Annotated in this window: 13 protein-coding genes; 5 read left to right on the top strand and 8 right to left on the bottom strand. The window is 42.7% G+C overall.

All coding sequences use genetic code 11. From position 1 onward, the window contains the following. Positions 1-18 precede the first annotated feature (18 nt). The 3 genes from glgX (at position 19) to FNW02_RS06585 (ending at position 4,341) form a co-directional block, all read left to right on the top strand. On the top strand, positions 19-2,136 hold the full coding sequence (gene glgX, locus FNW02_RS06595; protein ID WP_191756766.1) for a glycogen debranching protein GlgX: 2,118 nt from the start codon (positions 19-21) through the stop codon (positions 2,134-2,136). A gap of 64 nt (positions 2,137-2,200) precedes the next feature. Next, positions 2,201-2,962: a MinD/ParA family ATP-binding protein gene (locus tag FNW02_RS06590; protein ID WP_191756765.1), complete on the top strand. Its 762-nt coding sequence runs from the start codon at positions 2,201-2,203 to the stop codon at positions 2,960-2,962. Continuing rightward, positions 2,959-4,341, top strand: a complete 1,383-nt coding sequence (locus FNW02_RS06585) for a CHAT domain-containing protein (protein WP_191756764.1) — start codon at positions 2,959-2,961, stop codon at positions 4,339-4,341. Before FNW02_RS06590 ends, FNW02_RS06585 begins: the two co-directional genes overlap by 4 nt. A gap of 12 nt (positions 4,342-4,353) precedes the next feature. Here the strand turns inward: FNW02_RS06585 and FNW02_RS06580 are convergent, their stop codons facing one another. The 5 genes from FNW02_RS06580 to FNW02_RS06560 all read right to left on the bottom strand — a co-directional run bounded on the left by FNW02_RS06580 (position 4,354) and on the right by FNW02_RS06560 (position 9,977). Next, positions 4,354-5,388: a PstS family phosphate ABC transporter substrate-binding protein gene (locus FNW02_RS06580; RefSeq protein WP_191756763.1), complete on the bottom strand. Its 1,035-nt coding sequence runs from the start codon at positions 5,386-5,388 to the stop codon at positions 4,354-4,356. A gap of 562 nt (positions 5,389-5,950) precedes the next feature. Continuing rightward, on the bottom strand, positions 5,951-6,979 hold the full coding sequence (locus tag FNW02_RS06575) for a bestrophin family protein (protein WP_225225479.1): 1,029 nt from the start codon (positions 6,977-6,979) through the stop codon (positions 5,951-5,953). Between the two features lie 256 nt (positions 6,980-7,235). Then, positions 7,236-7,871, bottom strand: a complete 636-nt coding sequence (locus FNW02_RS06570; RefSeq protein WP_191756761.1) for a carbonic anhydrase — start codon at positions 7,869-7,871, stop codon at positions 7,236-7,238. A 111-nt stretch (positions 7,872-7,982) separates the two neighbouring features. Further along, positions 7,983-9,047: a CemA family protein gene (locus tag FNW02_RS06565; protein WP_225225478.1), complete on the bottom strand. Its 1,065-nt coding sequence runs from the start codon at positions 9,045-9,047 to the stop codon at positions 7,983-7,985. A gap of 663 nt (positions 9,048-9,710) precedes the next feature. Next, on the bottom strand, positions 9,711-9,977 hold the full coding sequence (locus tag FNW02_RS06560; protein ID WP_191756759.1) for a Mo-dependent nitrogenase C-terminal domain-containing protein: 267 nt from the start codon (positions 9,975-9,977) through the stop codon (positions 9,711-9,713). 695 nt (positions 9,978-10,672) lie between these two features. Between FNW02_RS06560 and FNW02_RS06555 the strand changes: the two genes are divergently transcribed. Then, entirely contained in the window at positions 10,673-10,879 is a 207-nt protein-coding gene (locus FNW02_RS06555) for a hypothetical protein (RefSeq protein ID WP_191756758.1), read from the top strand. A gap of 16 nt (positions 10,880-10,895) precedes the next feature. Further along, entirely contained in the window at positions 10,896-11,072 is a 177-nt protein-coding gene (locus FNW02_RS38445) for a ribbon-helix-helix domain-containing protein (protein WP_225225477.1), read from the top strand. Here the strand turns inward: FNW02_RS38445 and FNW02_RS06550 are convergent. From FNW02_RS06550 to FNW02_RS06540, 3 genes are read right to left on the bottom strand one after another with little or no spacing between them, the layout of a single operon-like run. Further along, positions 11,052-13,691 (bottom strand): CHAT domain-containing protein, encoded by a 2,640-nt coding sequence (locus FNW02_RS06550; RefSeq protein WP_191756757.1) that lies wholly within the window; start codon positions 13,689-13,691, stop codon positions 11,052-11,054. The two genes, FNW02_RS38445 and FNW02_RS06550, sit on opposite strands and share 21 nt — an antisense overlap. Beyond that, positions 13,691-16,369, bottom strand: a complete 2,679-nt coding sequence (locus FNW02_RS06545; RefSeq protein WP_191756756.1) for a beta strand repeat-containing protein — start codon at positions 16,367-16,369, stop codon at positions 13,691-13,693. The genes FNW02_RS06550 and FNW02_RS06545 overlap by 1 nt, the downstream gene beginning before the upstream one ends. After that, positions 16,366-17,733 carry an NF038122 family metalloprotease gene (locus FNW02_RS06540; RefSeq protein ID WP_191756755.1) on the bottom strand — a complete coding sequence of 456 codons (1,368 nt, stop codon included), beginning with the start codon at positions 17,731-17,733 and terminating at the stop codon, positions 16,366-16,368. The genes FNW02_RS06545 and FNW02_RS06540 overlap by 4 nt, the downstream gene beginning before the upstream one ends. Between the last annotated feature and the right edge of the window lie 787 nt (positions 17,734-18,520).

Below are 18,520 nucleotides of genomic sequence, written 5' to 3'. Positions count from 1 at the left end.
TATAGGAAGAATCAACAAATGCAAAGAATTGACATTCATCCCACTCATAGTTACGAGAACTTCAAGCTACGTCCTGGTAGTGCGATTCCTTTTGGAGCAACCTTAGTACCGGGAGGCGTTAATTTTTCCATATTTTCGCGTCATGCCAAATCTTGTACTTTAGTGCTGTTCAATAAGCACTCCCCAGAACCAATGGCGGAAATTCCATTTCCCGAAGAGTTCCGTATTGGCAATGTCTTTAGTATGGTCGTATTTGAATTGGATTATGAAAACCTCGAATACGGCTACCGGATGGATGGGCCTTTCAAACCCAAAGAAGGTCACTGGTTTGACCCGACGAAAATTCTCTTAGATCCTTACGCCAAAATTATTGGTGGTAGAGATATTTGGGGAGAAAAGCCTGACTGGTACAATATGTATCACCATCGAGCTCGTTTGGCATTCGATGACTTTGATTGGGAAGGTGAGCGTCCCCTACAAATCCCCACTGAAGATTTGATCATCTATGAGATGCATGTCCGTAGCTTTACTCGTCATCTCTCCTCTGGGGTTAAGCATCCAGGAACCTTTGCCGCTATCCGCGATAAAATTCCTTATCTCAAGGAGCTAGGCGTCAACTGTATTGAACTGATGCCCATATATGAATTTGACGAGTTTGAAAACAGTCGCCCTAATCCCCAAACAGGGGAATTGTTGCTCAATTATTGGGGTTACAGTACTGTTGGCTTCTTTGCGCCGAAAGCTGGCTACGCTGCCACAGGCAAATATGGGATGCAAGTTGATGAACTCAAAACGCTGATTAAAAGCTTGCATCAAAATGGTATTGAGGTAATTTTGGATGTTGTCTTCAACCACACAGCAGAAGGCAACGAGTACGGCCCTACCATTTCTTTTCGTGGGATTGACAACCAAACCTACTATATGCTGACGCCGGAGGGCTACTACTTTAACTTCAGTGGTACTGGCAATACCCTCAACTGCAATAACCCTATTGTTCGCAATATGGTGCTCGACTGTCTGCGCTATTGGGCTGCTGAGTATCACATTGATGGTTTCCGCTTTGATTTAGCGGCGATTTTGGGGCGCGACCCTTGGGGTTCTCCACTCTCAAACCCACCACTGTTAGAAAGTCTTGCTTTTGACCCAATTCTCGCTAACTGCAAGCTAATTGCCGAAGCTTGGGATGCAGGCGGTCTGTATCAAGTTGGCTCTTTTCCGGCATTTGGGCGCTGGCTAGAGTGGAATGGTAAGTACCGTGACACGATTCGCCAATTTCTCAAAGGGGAGCCGGGAAAGGTTGGGGATATGGCACAGCGGCTACAGGGTTCACCGGATCTTTATGCTTGGGCTGGTCGAGGGCCGACGGCTTCGATTAACTTTATCACTTGCCATGATGGTTTTACGCTGATGGATTTGGTTTCCTATGACGGGAAGCACAATGAAGCTAACGGCGAAAATAACAACGATGGGACTAACGATAACGATAGCTGGAATTGTGGCTGGGAAGGGCCGACTGATAACCCAGATATTAAGGCCCTGCGCTATCAACAGATCAGAAATGCGATCGCCATGTTAATGGTAAGCCAAGGAGTGCCGATGATCCTCATGGGTGATGAGATGGGACGCACTCAACTAGGTAATAACAATACTTACTGTCACGACAACGAACTTAACTGGCTGGACTGGAAACTGTTGGAATCAAATGCAGACTTGTTTAAGTTTTTTAAACATTGTATTGCCTTTCGTAACGCCCATCCCGTACTCAGAAATAAATTCCACTTCCAGAATATGGATTACGCCGCTAGTGGTTATGCCGATATTACTTGGCATGGAACTAAGGCATGGGCAGCTGATTGGTCTGACTCTAGTCGGATCTTGGCTTTTATGCTCTGTGGGAGGCACGCCAAACAAGGAACGCTAACAGACAATTACATCTACGTAGCGATGAATATGCATTGGGAAGGTAACTGGTTTGAAATACCAGGACTTCCCCAGGGAATGCAATGGCACGTCTTTGTGAATACTGGTGCTACACCACCAGAGGAAAGCTGGTATCCTGGTACAGAACCAATATTGGAAAATCAGTTTGGATTGCTCATCGGAGGTAGGTCAGTGGTCATATTAGTGGGAAAGTAGAAAAAGGCTGAAGGATGAAATTCGGACTTCAGTTCATACTTCATACTTCATACTTCAATTACTCATGTCCAAAATTATCTCTGTCCACTCATTCCGCGGAGGAACCGGGAAATCAAATATAACTGCTAATCTGGCTGCTACGGTTGCTCGTTATGGACATCGGGTTGGCATTGTTGATACTGATATCCAATCACCAGGGATTCATGTCGTTTTCGGTTTTGATGAGGAAACGATGGATCGTTCCCTGAATGATTACTTGTGGGGCCGCTGTGATATCGAGGATACTGCCTATGATGTCACTTCGGCTTTGAAGGAGACAGCCCAGAAAAACAGCGCTATTTACCTGATTCCTTCCTCCCTAAATCTTGGTGAAATTACCAGAGTTCTGCGTGAGGGATATGACGTAGGCCTACTACATGATGGCTTCCAAGAGCTGCTCGACAGACTAAATTTAGAATATTTATTTATTGATACCCACCCTGGTCTGAATGAAGAGACACTACTCTCAATTACCATTTCTGATGCTTTGATCATTATCTTGCGTCCAGATCGTCAAGACTTTCAAGGTACTGCTGTCACTGTGGATGTAGCCCGTCAATTAGAAGTACCTGAGTTGCTGCTGGTGGTTAATAAAGCGCTGCAAAATTTGGATTTCAAAGCTTTACGGGAACGAGTGGAGGTAACTTACAACGCACCGTTAGCAGGCATCTTCCCGCTCTCTGAAGAGGTAATGGAGCTAGCTAGTAGTGATATTTTTTGCTTACGCAACCCCTATCATCCCTTTAGCCTGGTAGTAGAAGCGATCGCCAAACAAATTATGAGTTGAAACATTTACAATTACCAACCGCGATCGCAGTCATGAATAAAATTAATTTTCTCACCTTAACATTTCTAATTACAGGACTAATTAATCCCACCCCGGTTTCGGCTGAGGCTATTACTTCGTCTCAAGCTATTAGCAATCTCAGCTTACAAGCTCCAAATGTCCCAGTACCAAAAGATGTTGTAGCTGAACAAGAAAAGATCTGGAAAAAAACCTATGAAAATTACATAGGCTCAAGTTTTTCTAACGAATTAATGACGGCTAAAGCTATTAGCTACACATTGCGAAGAATTAAAACACAAACTGGTAAAAATTCTGCTGTTGTCTATTTAATACCAACCGAGAAACAGCTAAAAATTCTCTTAGTAACACCTAAAAATAATCCGGTCACTAAGAATATACAAGCAGCTAATAAAGAGGCTTTGCTCAAAATAACTAAACAGTTTCAAACTGAGCTTAGTAATCCTAGAGAAGTTGATAATACTAACTACTTGGCTTCTGCAAAGCAGCTTTATCAGTGGTTAATCGCTCCAATCGAAAAAGACCTGAAAGCTGAAAATATAGATACTTTAGTTTTTTGTGTAGGTGTTGGCTTGCGCTCTGTGCCATTTTCGGCATTGCATGACGGTAAGCAATTTCTTGTGGAGAAATACAGCGTTAGTTTGATTCCGGCTTTCAGTCTGACTGACACTCGCCATAGCGACATCCGCAACTTCTCAGTTTTAGCTATGGGGGCTTCCCAGTTCAAAAACCTTGAACCTCTACCTGCTGTACCTATAGAGTTATCGACAATTGTGCAGAATAAAGGGGGAAGCCACTTTTTGAATGATAAATTTACTTTAGAAAATTTGCGATCGCAACGCAAACAGAAACCTTACAAAATTATTCACCTCGCAACCCACGGAGTCTTTCAACCAGGGTCAGCTAGTAACTCCTACATTCAATTTTGGAATACTAAGCTGCAATTAAACCAATTGCGACAGTTGCAATTGAATATTCCTCCTGTAGAGTTGTTAGTGCTGAGCGCTTGTAGAACTGCTTTGGGGGATCAGCAAGCAGAACTAGGCTTTTCCGGGTTGGCGCTGGAAGCAGGAGTCAAGTCTGCAATGGGTAGTCTCTGGTCTGTTAGTGATGCAGGGACTTTAGCTCTGATGACAGAATTTTACAAGCACTTGAGAACATCACCCATAAAAGCAGAAGCCTTGAGGCAAACCCAAATAGGAATGCTTAATAAGCAAATTCAGATTAAACAAGGACAATTACGTCAAGCGGGGTTGAGAGCAGGAACGCCTTTACCGCCAGAAATAGCACAACTTGGAGATTTCAATCTATCCCATCCGTACTATTGGGCAGCTTTTACAATGATTGGTAGTCCTTGGTAGATGTGGCGCTATCTAAAATAAGTTTGCTCGTTTGTTTAACATTTCAGCAAGGGTTAGGTTTAAGTGAGTTTCCCCATTAAAGACTGTCCCCAGTTCACCTTGATGAAATTGAACAGAGCCTAGATGATAGACTTCGGTTGATAGAGGGATGTAACCAACCTGACTAACAAATGTTGGGGCATTTGCCAGGTAAAAGTCTACAAACTTTTTGACTTTGGGTTTGGTTTGGGCAGACTTGAAGTTGACGTAGATAAATAGTGGGCGAGATAAAGGCTGATATTGAGTTTTCTCTACTGTCTGACGCGAAGGAAGCACAGAACCTTTGCCGTTGTCAACTGCTACAGCTTTTAGCTGACTTGTATTGGCTTGGTAGTAGGCCATGCCAAAGTAAGCCAAGGCATTCGGGTCTTGACTTACTCTCTTGACCAGCACGTTGTCATCTTCACTGTCTGTATAGTCATTGCGCGACGCTTTAGATTTACCCACAGTTGCTTGAGTGAAGTAGTCAAAAGTGCCAGAATCCTTATCTGGGCCATAGAGGTTGAGGGGTTTGTCGGGCCAGGTACTACGAATTTGGTTCCATTTGGTAATTCTCCCTTCGGCGGCTGGTTCCCAGATTTTCTGTAACTCAGCAATTGTGATGTCCTTTGCCCAATCATTTTTGGGATTGACCACTACAGTCAGGGCATCAAAGGCAATAGGGAGTTCCACATAATTAACCTTGTTGCGGTTACAGACTGCCATTTCCTCTTTGAGGATGGGGCGTGAGGCATTACTAATATCGGTTTTCCCTTCGCAGAACTTTCTAAATCCTCCAGTAGTACCGGAAATACCAACCTTAATTGGCACCTTGTTGCCTTCACTACCGTCGAACTCCGAAGCAATCACCTTTGTGATTGGATAGACGGTGCTAGAACCATCAATCTCGATTGTTTCCTTTCGTTGCATTTGGGCGCTAGTAAATGGATCATCGATTAGCGCCGTAATCACAGTCAATAAACCGAGAATACCAAACGGGATTGCCCACCTTTTTAGTGTTGTGTTCATCACTTTAAACCTATGACGTGAAATAAATGTTGAAAACTTGAATTTGTAACTGCTTTGGCTATTGTTTGTTTAGCCTCCTATGAAAATAGGGACTGGGAACTGGGAAAGAAGTCTTTTGATTCCTTCGTTGTGCTTGCGTGGCGTGCGCTTTGCGCTCATATCTCGTGAAACAAATTTCTGAAAACTGCACACTTTTCATTCAAAATAAGTAGGTGGACACAATTATTTAGAAAAAGCATTTCGACTTCTCCTGTGGTCGAAGCTGCGCGTAGCTTGCTTCCCCATAGGGATACGCTCAATGCTCGGTAGCGTGATTAAAAGAGGGTTGAGCGCAGTCGAAACCCGGCAATCTTAAGTTAGGTTTAATTTAGTCCTTCTACTTAGTGATACCGTTTCATTGCCAAGCTCCGCCAAACTCTCATAAACTCTTATCTTGGCTTCTTGGTGTTCTTCTCTGCGAGACGCTGCGCGTTCGCGTAGCGTTCCGTTGGCGCAGCCTCTCGTAGAGAAGGAAAGGCGGTTCGTTTTTGATTTCTTGTACTAAGCAGAATTGCTATGACACCTAATGGGAGGAAGAACCAATCTCGTTAACATTGCGAAGCATTGTTAGACAAATGGCATCTAAAGGTAAGTCGTTAGGATCGTGACCGAAAGGTTCTTCAATTTCTGCCCCTATTTCATCAATGCCAAGCAAGATAAAGCTCAAGAAAGCTAACGTCGGCCCAGTAAACCAATGTAGACCACTGACTAATCCCCAAGGAAGCATCAGGAAATACATCATCAATAGCATCTTGAGAGTAATGGTATACACCAGAGGCACTGGTGTTTTCAAAATGCGTTCACAGCCACCCAAGATATTCACCATTTCATCTAGCAATTGATGTAAAGCAATCAACTCAAACATATCGATAGATTGACGCTGCTCCTGATGCTGAAAATAATCTCCAATCCAATAAGCAATTTTGAGTGGAGGATGATTTGTGTTTATTAGCGTCTGATACCTAGATGGTGACATTAAGGGAGATAATTCGGAACTCACTTGTTCTCTTCGCAGATGCAGCTTCATTGCCACTGGAAACGCAACTACTAGTAACAATACCGCTTCTTTTTCTGTTCTATCCTCTGGCTCAGTTTCTTCAATTACAAGGCAGATTCGCCGAGCCAGGTTACGAACAGTGTTGACCATTCCTCCCCACAATTTACGAGCTTCCCAATGGCGATCGTGGGCTGTATTTGTTCTGAAGATTAATAGTAAACTCAAAACAATGTTGAGAGAAATAATAATATTGGGAATATTTTTAATATCACTATTAAGTTTTGCTAAATCTCCAGAGTAATTGAACAGTGAAATTAAAAAGCCATATCCTCCCCACAATATCACCCAGGGTAAAACTGCCTGAATAACTGACTCTGCAAGGTGTAAGGTTACTTTAAATCCAGAGAAGTTTTCGCCAGAGTAGAGTCCATATCTTTCACTGAATGATCTCTTAGAAACATGTTTCTCGGTAGAAAAAAATCTTTTCTGAGATTCTTTCAGTAAAAGTTTTGTCTGAGATATCGAACTTGAATACTTTTCCCTAGGTTCTCTCAATTTATTATTGTTTCCTTTTGGGGGAAAAGAAATATTTTTATTATTTCTTTCTTCCATCTCTAAACCTCTGATAAATGTCTAGGCTTTGATATTTGACAGAAATTTAGGCTATGTCATAATACTTCAGTTGTTGTTGTGTGTGCGATCGCACAAGGAATAAATCACTCATGTTGCTGCAATTGGTAACTTTAAGAAAATTGGCGATCGCCAGCTATATGCAGCGATCGCTATCTGTCTAACCTCTGATTTTCTTACCTTAATATGCAGCGAGAGATAATGAGCGCAGTCCCCATTGTTTTGTTGAAACGTGCAAGTCTTTGATCAACCCAGTCCTTAAATCCACCACCCAGCCATGAACTTCAGGCGCTTTTTGTTGTTGAAGTGCCTGACGCATGATAGAAGTTTGGTAGAGATTTTTAACTTGCATGATCACGTTCAATTCTGATAAGCGATTCAAACGTTCTCCTTGTGTTGGCAAGGCATCAATTTCCTCTTGATTTTGTAAATAGGTTTCTCGAATTGGATTCACCCAATTATCAATAATTCCGGTTGTTCTCCCTTCTAACGCCGCCTTAATTCCACCACAACCGTAGTGACCAGAAACAATAATGTATTTCACCTCCAGATGAGAAATTGCGTAGTCTAAAATGGATAAAAAGTTAATATCTGTGAGACAAACTTGATTGGCAATATTGCGATGAACAAATAACTCTCCGGGTTCTGTGCCGGTAAATCTTGTTAGGGCTAAACGACTGTCTGAACATCCAATGTAGAGATAGGGCGGGTGTTGTCCATCTGCCAATTCTTCAAAGTAAGTGCGGTCTTGAGTTTGTTTTTGTTTAGCCCAAGCCTGATTATTTTTGAGGATTTCTTCAATGCTGTAATGTCTCATAGTCTAAACCTCGAATGTATGTTGTTGATTGTTCTTTATTGATCACAAGTTTTATTCTGGATAAAACTTTAAGCTAGTCGCACTACCAGAAAATTTGTGGATTAAGGAATCTCACTCATTCATGGTTTTAAGAGTTGCGAGAGCCGAAGGAGAAATGCGACTCAGATAGCGGAATATCCAATACTTCACAATGGTGTCCAAAATTACTGGAAATGTTGCAATAAACAGAAAGATATAGCTGTGATTTGCAGGGATACCTAGATGATTTGCGAATCCTTCTAGAAGCACTTCCCAGCCGGGAGGTGAGTGAAATCCTACAAATATATCGGTAAACAAAATGATGATAAAAGCTTTGGCGCTGTCGCTGAGGCCATATACAATTTCATCCATAAACGACTTCAAAATTGTGATTTCTCTGCGACTTACTAATAGTACTAAAATAAAAGCACCTAGCGCTAGTAAATCGGCAAAAACATTGCTAATAGCACTATTACTTTTTTGCCAATATTCTTTAGCTATTTCAGCAGCTCTATATTTTACACGCTCCTCAATTACTTCCTCTGACATTGGAGGAGCGAGATTGATTATATTATCAAATTTGATTTCTTCTTCAAAACCTTGTAAATCTCGCAAAGCTGACTCTTTCATTTCCGAGTGAAGGAAAAGTTGCGGAATATTTTCAACTCTTACACGGTTAACTATTGGGCTGATTAACAAGTTTTTTGACAACAGTTGAATCAAAAGCGGAACCAAAATTAGTGTGAACACAAACCTGACAGCAGTTGTTGTCTTGGCTCTAGAACTACGAAACTTTCTGATAACTTCTTGTTCTTTGTTCGGACTGAAGTCATTTTTGATCTTATTAATTGTTCTCCCAATTGATCTAGGCAGTACTCCTGTTTTATCGTTGACAGTTTCAACAGAAATCGTATCTACTGTTGAATATGGTTGAATGTTAGCTTTGCTCGAATTATTTTTTACAGTTTCCGAAAGCGGAACTAAAACTTGCGAAGTATTATCTTCTGCTGCATTTTCATATCTATCTAATACCTCATCTACTAATTTTAGCTTTGCTAAATGATTAGCGCTGAGATTACCAAAGACAAATGTACTCGTTTTGAATTCTAGCACCCTCAGTTTAGCAATATTCAATTTTTTATTTAAATCTGATTGCAAACAGGAGGTTACTGAAGTAGTGTGATTTACCGATTCTGCGGAGACTTTGTTGCCATTAAAGTGCTCATTTTCAATGTCTTGAATCCTTAATACAGCTTGGTAGGCTTGTTCAAGAGAGCGATCTGATGTTTTTAGAAACTGTTGATTAACAGAGCGCAAATAGTTTCTAAGATTTGTTGCTAATTGATTTGTTCTATTTGAAAAGCTAGAAGACATAACAGAACTCCAATTAATATTATGTGCTATCTACAGTCAAATGTTATGTGTAGATATTCACATTTCTACAACGCACCATGTATAGAGAATTATGCTGATTTTTACGAAGATCAACCAGATTTCTCAAGAGTTTTGATTACGGCTAAACAAACTTGAGAAACTAACAGTAGAAGTATCACGCTGACCAAATAGGTTATTGCCCAAAACTGAAGTGCTGTTTTAAAAGGAATCTGTGGGTTCATTTGCTAGTTTCCTTTAAGTCCAGTCCTGTACTACTACAGAGAAGCAAGCTAAGCGTAGCGTTAGCCAAAAAAGAAGGGCTGGGCTAATTTTTTCAAAGCAAAGGTCTAAGACAGTTCTACTTTGCCCTGAACTTTGAACTAGCTATATACTATTTTCATCAGCAAGGCTCTGTTGTAAAGATTAAATGTTTGCCTTGCCTTTGTGTCAGTAATAGAGTGTTATATCCTCACCGCATTCATCTGCTAAATAGCATAGGGACTTAAAACGAAGAGTAACCATTTCCTCGTAAAGTGGGTTCAGCTTGCACAGAGGAGGAATGTGAAATAAGGTGCGATTAAACAGTTTTATGTCTTGCTCAAAAGGACAACTAGCCGGGATCATCTTACACAATAAATGAGCTGTCTTACGGTCATGAACTTCTATGACATCAAGCTTTTGGTGAACTAGTCTTTGCAGATTACTAATCTTCATGTATAATAACCACTCTTTGTAATCTATTTGACTAATGTCTTGGTTGTTGAGTGAATCCTGGCTGGAGGGAATTAAGTTCGATGGGCTAAATTGACTGTGGTGATTGGTGAGATTTCAATACAAGAAGTAGGCTATGTCCAAAATGAACTATGCTTACGTATTTTACAAGTCATGGTGCATCTTAAATCTCACTTGGATATCACACAGATATTTTGTGATTCAGACGACCCCGGTCAAAATCCTATACTTAAACCCTCTACTTAGCCTTTCAGCTTGGAGGTCTAAAAACTACGCAAGCTGTTACAAAACTTCACAATAAGCATTTGAACAACTATGATTAAACAGCCCGTACTTAAGTGGCTTGAGCTATGTTACCCACTTTAATAACTTTGTGTTGTTTTCCATTGTTCAGACTTACCGTTGTTGCTAACTGAGCATTAAATGAAAAACTCTGCTTCCATGTCCTAAATGCCACTTTTTCTGAAATTATTAAGTTTTGTAACAAAATGCCTAACTTCTGGCTGACTAGGCTGAATTTCAAATAGAGATGAATATGCATTGTAGCTCTTAAGAGTTTTAACCTAGAGGGCATTAAACAATTTCCGAAAATTATCCAATATGACTCTGTTAGTGGCTTAACGGAATGCGATCGCTCTTTGCCATTAGCAGACTTAAATAATTAGGAATAAAGTTCAATGAAATTTAACAGCAAAGAACAAAATCTACCTCAAACCCAAAAAACCAAAATTACTCTAAATGATCTAGGAATGGAATGGGAAAAACTAAGTGATGAAGTTGCTGCCACTATCAACGGTGGTCGTGTAAATATTATCTTAGCCCCGACTACTTCCACATTTACCCTTAACGAATATTACAAGTTGGCAGGTTTTTGGGGTGGTTAGTATTCCCCATATTTCTATGAATAAAAAATGGGTTGCTAAACGACTTACGATAAATCTCACATCAAGTGAGGCAAAGAAACTTGAAAATTACTGCTCAATAACAGGAAGACCAGCAACCGATGTAATTCGGGAATTGATCCGAACATTTGAGTTTCATTCAACACATAGCCCATTACAACCAGTTTCCAAGTAAGACGAAAGCAGACCAGAAACGTGGATGATTATAACTTCCTTGCAAGAGTGTGAGTTGAGCATGACGTAAGGCTTCTGCCTTAGTCAATCCGGTCTTCAGCCCTTGATAAAACTGACCCATCAGTAAAGCGGTTGATTCATCATCCACTAACCATAAAGATGCAAGTGTACTGCGTGCTCCAGCTCTCACAGCTACGCCAGCTAACCCCAAAGCAGCACGTTTGTCTCCAGCCGCAGTTTCGCAAGCACTGAGTACTAATAATTCAAGTGTGTCAAACGAACTTTCCTCTCTTGCTTGAAGTAAACTATCTAACTGATTGACAGTAATTGTCTGATCCCAAGCCAAAATGAAAGTGTTCTCAGACTGAGAACTGAACTGACCATGAGTAGCAATATGTACCACTGGGAACGGCGATGATTTTAGCTTGCTGGCAAACGTTTTGCTAGTGAATTTTTGATTTAGTAGCACCTCACTGGGAATTTGAGACTCAATTTGTGCCAATTCGAGCTTCACGAATTCTAATGGCTCGAAATTATAGCGCGATTCAGTCAGTCCAGCGGTTAGAGCCTTGAGTGGTATTTGTGCCAGAGATTTAGGCTCAAACAGCCGCAAGCCTGGGGTGAGAGCAACGTTATACTTTTCTATTAAATACTGCTTGCCGTCGTAGAGCGCTGACATGGGAATATTGTTTAATGCGCCATCCAGGACAAACACTAGCGTTTTCACTCCACTGTTAGCCAGGATTGTCTCAGCGGGTTGGATTACCCAGTTATAAACCTGTTGAGATAGCGGCTGGATCTCTTTTTTGGAAGTGTAGGGAAGAACTAATTTTTGGTGTAGGTTTTCTACAAGAGCTTCAACTTGACGCAGTGGCACATTTGTCCAGTAGTGACGCAGGGCTTGTCCTGGTACGGAGAGAATCACCTCTAGCCGATTGTTTAAAAGAATCGGGTAAATAACCGCTGCTTGATCATCAATAAAATCGATTTGTTGTACTGCATCTAAACAGGCTGAGCGAAAGAAATTCTCTAACTGGGCCAGATGAAGATCTTCAATTACCTCACGGGCTTGTAGCAGATTTTCAGGACTGGCATCGGGTTGAACAAGTAATTCGACGAGTTCTCGATAAATAGGCTCAACTGCTTCCTGCAAAGAAAACTGCATTTCTGGATTAGTTGCTAATAAATCTCTGCGAATGGATTGAAGCGTTTTCACGGCTTCGATATAAGCAGAGATTGCATCTGTTTTCTGATTTTCTTTGAAACCTTTTTGTTTGATAATGCGCCCTAGCTGCCACTGCCAGCGATAAGCAATATCTGAAGCATTGGTAGTTTGAGCTAGCATCAGAGCTTGCTGGCTAAGTTGTTGAGCAGTATCCCATTGTTGTGTCTGTTCATACAAGCCACCTAGTTGGCCCAGTGCGTAAGATTCCGCTCTGGGATCTTGAAGCGTCCTGGCTTGCTGCACCGTTGTTGCTAGAAGTGGGGCGATCGCTCCAGGTGTGAAGATTGGTGAACTCAGTATATGAGTATTTTCACTGCTTTTTTGTCCGGCTGCGATTTTCATCAAACTGGCAGCGAAATTGACCTGAGCATAAATAGAACTGCGACTTGGCGGCAGATTGGCTAACTTTGGCTGAATTTGAGTAACCAAAACTTGAACTTCTTGCCACTGTTTGATTTCAATTAACAAGCTTAATTGATTGAGTTGCGCTTTGAGTTGGGCGATCGCGGTTGGTGCTGTTGATATTGCTTGTTGATAAAGGCGCAATGCTGCTTGAGTATTTTGTAACGCCCTTGAAGTATTACCTAGATTAAACAGGATCTCACTGGTGTCGAGTGGAGGGTTTAGCTGTTGAGCGATCGCTAGACTTTGTTTTAAAACTTTTTCAGACTGGTGTAAGTTTCCTGTCACTTGTAGCACCGTGCCCAAGCTCTTTAATCCTAAAACTTTCAATGCAGAGTTGGACTGGGTTTGTAGCCGAGTATTTACCTGTTCGAGGAGCATTTGAGCGCGGCGATACAGCCCCAATGTTTGCAGTGCTTGAGCCTGGTTAATTTGGCTACCGAGTATTCCGGCATTGTCCTTTGCTTGGGCGTAAGTTTTCTCTGCTTGCTGCCAGGTTTCTAGTGCCGCTTCCGGTTGTCCCATTGCAAGTTGAATACTGCCTTGGGTATTTAAGACTTGGGCGAGAATGCCAGTGCCCGTTTCCTTTAAGCTAGTTTGTGGTTCTAAGAGTTGCAAACTTTGAGCGATCGCTCGCTTCGCCTGTTCCCAATCTCCCAACTTTTGATAAGCTAGCGACAGGTAACTATAGCCCAAAGCTTGATTGAGCGGTTCATCTCGCTTCTGAGCATTCTGTACAGCCTGTTGCCAGGTCGTCACCGCCTCAGAGAATTGTCCTGTTTGATAAAGGATTTCTCCTTGTGCTAGGGGGCTTGAGACAGCCGCAGATTGAACAATCGAAGCCACTGAGAGATTTCCTCCACCAGATGCCACGCGATCAATAGCCCCAGCCGGAACACCCACGGTTACTAAAAAAAACGTCAGCAATGCCAGCCCAACATTCACACGAATTGCCCACTGCTGTAAAAATTTACGCCAACGTAATTTTGCCATTACTTTACAGAACCACACTGACTGGATGCATACCAGGATTGGCTAGGCGTCTGAGGAAGGTGAGATACAAGAGTCACTTGACCATTGGCATCCATTACCCATCCGCGTGCCTCAATGATCGGGACTTGGGAGCGTGTTGGGTGTCGGGTTTTAGGTGTCGGAGAATTCTGGTTTTTAGCTTCTAATTCCTGGTTCCCACGCCATGCTAAACGCAAATCTTCCCAAACTGTCCCATCTCTTAGAATTTGGGCTGGTACTTCTGGTAGTCCACCTCGTCCTGTGATCACAAATTCATTGCCTCCCGTTTTTTGGCAAACCGCAACAACTTGCGTACTGCGATCAACCAAATCGCTGGGCAATTTCACGAGTGCCTGATTAGGATTAATATCCGGGGTGTTGAGTTGTACGACGCCATTGAACTGTGCTCCCAAGTTCGAGGAAGCAGTAACGTCGCTCTCTGGGGTGAGTTGCCCCCGGAACTGAGCACCAAAGACGCCTTGAGCATTGATAATCACTCGTCCCCCAAAACTTTGTTTAGCATTCGCGGTAATGTCGCTATTCTCAAAAGCCCCCAGAATATCTGTGTTGAGGGTGATATTACCACCTGTGGCTGTATCTTGGGCATTGGTAGTGATTGCACTGTCCCGACGTAGGAAGATTGTATCAGACTGGAGATTAATGTTTCCGCGATCGCCTGCTGCGGCTTCAGCAGTGAGAATTCCCTGATTGTCAAGCAAAATCAAGTTAGCGTCTACATTCAAGTTTCCAGCCGCTCCTTGCCCTGGTGGAATGTTAGGGTTACGGCTAGAAAAGTTACTAACGCTGATAGTGGCTTCATCTCGAACAATCAACTTACCCGTTGAAACCGTTAAGTTCCCGCCCTCACCAGTTCCGTTAATCGCACTCGAAAATAAGCCGCTGCGACCAAGTTCAGTTGTACCGATCAGTTCTACAGACTCAAGCGCTTTGACAATTAGATCTCCTGCATTTCCAGAACCTCCAGTTGCAGTTGCTATCTGCCCTCCATCAACCAGCCGTAAGCTATTAGTTTCAATCAGTAAATTCCCGCCATTACCTGTGGCTCTGGATACGGCAAATAAGCCACTAGAACCCCTTGGCGCGCCGCCGATCGCTTCTAAATTCTGGGTTCTAACCGTTAAGGTTCCGGCATTTCCGTCGCTGAAAGTACTCACGGCGAGCTGAGCACCATTAGTTAGCTGCAAGCGATCGCTTTCAATCAGCAAATTCCCACCATTACCCGTGGCTCCTGACTCGACAGTTGCAAACAAGCCACTGGGAGAACCTTCTGGTGAAATACCAATCAGTTCTACTTGATTCGCCTGAATATTCAAGGCTCCGGCATTCCCACTACCGAACGTACTCACAGCAATTTGCGCCCCATTGCTGATTTGCAAGCGATCGGTTTTGATTGTTAAATTGCCTCCATTACCCGTAGCGTCAGCCTCTACTGGAGCAAACAAGCCACTCGCACCTATGGGTGAACCGCCAATGATTTCTAGCTCTTTAGCCGTAACCCTTAATGTTCCAGCATTCCCAGCGCTAAAAGTCCCAGTTGATATTTGAGCACCATCGGTAATTAGTAACCGCCCAGTTTCAATGATTAAATTCCCTCCATCTCCCGTAGCTTCTGGAGCCACATCGGTAGATAAGCGACTCATAAATGGAGGAGCTGAAGGCGGGAATGAAAAGCCACTAACTTGTACTGTATCCGTTGCCTTGACAGTCAGCATTCCTCCAGAACCACTGCCTAAGGTGTCTGCTAATATGGCTGAAGCGTCGGTAAGTTTTACGTTGCGCCCTTGCACCTGGATACTGCCTCCACTGTTGCCGCTGGCTTCGAGAGAAGCGGCTTGGGAAAGCTGGATATCCTGAAAGCGTTCAATGTTGTCGTAGCCGAGCATCCAGCCTGGATTAGTTGGGGTCAGCGTGACCATTCCAACACCCACACTTCCTAACTCAATCCGTCCGCCTGCTGTTGTTAGGTTGCCTCCCTCCAAGGTGAGATTGCCACCGACAAGCGCCAGAGTTTGCCCAGTATCTACCTGAAGTCCGGGAGGTCGATCTGATCGATTTACCGAAGGATCTGTCGGTGAATTCAAAAACAGATTGTTTCCTAAACCCTGTACTGTGATATTTCCTGGATCTCCATACTGCAAGCCAACGGGAACGCTGATAGTCAACAACGGTGAAGCTTGCGGATTGACAGCGCTGAACTCGTTGTCATCGGCAAATTTGATGCTGTTGGCTGTACTACCGATAAATGAGCCACGAATATCGAGGGTAGCATTGGGGCCGAAAATAATCCCGTTAGGATTGATCAAAAACAGGTTAGCGTTGCCTTCTACCTGGATACGACCATCAATATTAGAAATAGACTTGCCTGTAACTCGACTGATGATGTTTTCAAAGGCTGAAGCATTTTTGAATAAGGCAGTGCTGCCAGTGGCAAGAGAAAATTGCTCAAAGCTATGGAAAAGATTACTCTGTTTTGGCGTTCCACCCGTAATCTCAATGGTTTGACCATTGGAGGGGGCGACGGAATTATTCGGGAGTGTCGTGTCAGGTATAACCTGAGCAGAGACACTGGTTGGTGTTGCTACCAGAAGATATGCAGGCAACCAGAATAGTCGGCTGAACTTTCGGGGATTGCTGATCATTTATTTGCCTGCTTTTGATCGCGATGCTTGAGCAGAAAGCGGATACCTAAGAAACCACTCCCCAAAACTAACCCCCCTGTTAAAGATGGTTCTGGAACAGCGATCGCTTCAGTCTGAGCGTTAGTCATTGACGAGGGGATTTTTTCTTCCAAGAAGTGCTGCCATACGCCACCTTGCCACCAGCCGCTACTGCTAGACGAACGCCATTCGTAGACTTTACTTTGCTCGATCATCGTTTGTACGTCCAGCGTCCGGTCTTTGGTCAGAAGTGATGCTGCCTCTTCTGGGTTGGCATCTAGCCACGCGACTGTTTTTCCTAGGCGCAGCGCCAGTCGGGTCTTAGCCTGAGTCTGGAGGCTTGCGAGATCTATTTTTTGTTTTTGCAAATCCCAGCCGATCGCATCCATGACTCTTTGATCGAGGGTTGAAATGCTCCTGTACTGTCCTGATCCTAGCTTTGGGTTCATGATGCCCAAAGGAGTACTCTGCTCTTTCCAATGACTAGCTTGATCGCCATCTCCACCTAAACTAGTATTTTCTCCCGTGGAAAAGTAGCCTAATGGGGTTTTGCCACCATCGGTGGAAAAGTAGGGTTTGCCACCCACAGACATATCAATCCAGGAGTCGCCCGAACCCGCTTCTTTGACGCTCTGTGAAGAAAAGCGAAATGTATCAAGTGGGGTGGTATTATCTAATTTGCCGTTCAAGGTGGCGTAAAAGTCACTCTGATGAGCCGCGTCATATTGAGTCTTTTGGGTTAACCATCCAGCCTTATCGATTCCACTTACAAAGCCAAGCTGATGACCAAGTTCGTGTATCCCCACACTTAAGAAGTCCAAAGTCCGATTCGGAACGTTGCCCAAAACATCATAATTCCAGGTGACAGACGAACTCGGCAGCTTGTTCATCAGGACGTAGCCATCAAGACCTGTATTATTGCCGTCAAGCATCTTTAGTGCTTTTGCATTAGCACGGGTCATTTTGAGTTTATAGTTGTTATCGACCTTGTAGCCGTCAATCAGCGCTGTGAATTTATCTGCATCATCTTGCTGATTGTCAAAGACAAATTGATCATCTGCCGAGGTGCGATCGCCTGCAAGTTGATTTCTCCAGGTTTCATAAGGTTGATCTGCCCGGATACCTGGAAGTGCTCCACCAATCACACCCCCTGGTAATTTATCTGTCATCTCTACATGGATGTTGATGGTGACATTATCTGCTAAATAATTTGACCAAACACCGCCTGCTATTTCAAAACTGAGCATTTGCTCTAATGAAGTTCCTGGAGCATAGCTAAAGTTGAACTTTACAGCCTGAGCCGCAGTGCTGCTACTAATAACCGCACTAGTTGCTATCAGGAGCATGAGCAGTTTTCTAACTAATGGATGAGATTCAAATTGAAATGAAAAATTGTTTGGGTACATAGACACTACGCATGTTGTACTAGACGCTGAAATCATCTTTCTAAGTAAGTGAACAACAGTGCTTTTCTCGGTGCTGTTTTGACCTCGAATTGGTATTTACTCCCCATACAAAAGTTATGAAGACTAGTCCTTTTGAAGCTAATGAATTAATTTATCTAGAGTCTGTACAAATGAGTTTCCAGGCTTTTTGATTGGTAGAATTTAACTCCTCCATTCTCAGCAGTTTCTCACAGAATCGAGAAATCTGTTTAATTGCGAATAATAAAAAAAGCTGATGATTACAATATTTTATTGAGCGATCGCTTTTGATTTTTTAGATGTTTGCGGTGCTGTATTCCTTATACAACAAGCCATAACAGGATTTGTATCTTTTATTCAAAATCAGCCTCAAATCAAACCTTCAACAAATGCCTCAAGCCTAGCAGTATCTAAGTTCTGTCGAAATAAATGTCTAGAGTAAATTGGCTAATCATCTTCAATTATTAAGTTTTGTAACAAAATGCCTAACTTCTGAATCACCAGGCTGAATAGCAGATAGAGCCTCTTGAAGTCAAATGCAGTTTACAACCAACAATTATGGAGATATCTTAATTACGTCTACAGAATGGGACTTAGTATTTCACGCTCAATTAGGAGTTACTTTAATTAACTTTGTAGAGATCCGGTACTCATCTAGTGTAACTTGTAAATTTTTAGCCCTTAATTCATGATAAATGCAGTGTTTTGA

It is taken from the genome of Komarekiella delphini-convector SJRDD-AB1 (genome assembly GCF_014831675.1).
Classification (GTDB): domain Bacteria; phylum Cyanobacteriota; class Cyanobacteriia; order Cyanobacteriales; family Nostocaceae; genus Komarekiella.
This window is presented reverse-complemented; position numbering and strand designations above follow the sequence as displayed.

What these genes read in the sequence shown, in the direction of transcription:
- glgX (WP_191756766.1), top strand. Translation starts at nt 19, where the DNA reads ATGCAAAGAATTGACATTCATCCCACTCATAGTTACGAGAACTTCAAG.
- FNW02_RS06590 (WP_191756765.1), top strand. Translation starts at nt 2,201, where the DNA reads ATGTCCAAAATTATCTCTGTCCACTCATTCCGCGGAGGAACCGGGAAA.
- FNW02_RS06580 (WP_191756763.1), bottom strand. Translation starts at nt 5,388, where the DNA reads ATGAACACAACACTAAAAAGGTGGGCAATCCCGTTTGGTATTCTCGGT.
- FNW02_RS06570 (WP_191756761.1), bottom strand. Translation starts at nt 7,871, where the DNA reads ATGAGACATTACAGCATTGAAGAAATCCTCAAAAATAATCAGGCTTGG.
- FNW02_RS06560 (WP_191756759.1), bottom strand. Translation starts at nt 9,977, where the DNA reads ATGAAGATTAGTAATCTGCAAAGACTAGTTCACCAAAAGCTTGATGTC.
- FNW02_RS06555 (WP_191756758.1), top strand. Translation starts at nt 10,673, where the DNA reads ATGAAATTTAACAGCAAAGAACAAAATCTACCTCAAACCCAAAAAACC.
- FNW02_RS38445 (WP_225225477.1), top strand. Translation starts at nt 10,896, where the DNA reads ATGAATAAAAAATGGGTTGCTAAACGACTTACGATAAATCTCACATCA.
- FNW02_RS06550 (WP_191756757.1), bottom strand. Translation starts at nt 13,691, where the DNA reads ATGGCAAAATTACGTTGGCGTAAATTTTTACAGCAGTGGGCAATTCGT.
- FNW02_RS06545 (WP_191756756.1), bottom strand. Translation starts at nt 16,369, where the DNA reads ATGATCAGCAATCCCCGAAAGTTCAGCCGACTATTCTGGTTGCCTGCA.
- FNW02_RS06540 (WP_191756755.1), bottom strand. Translation starts at nt 17,733, where the DNA reads ATGCTCCTGATAGCAACTAGTGCGGTTATTAGTAGCAGCACTGCGGCT.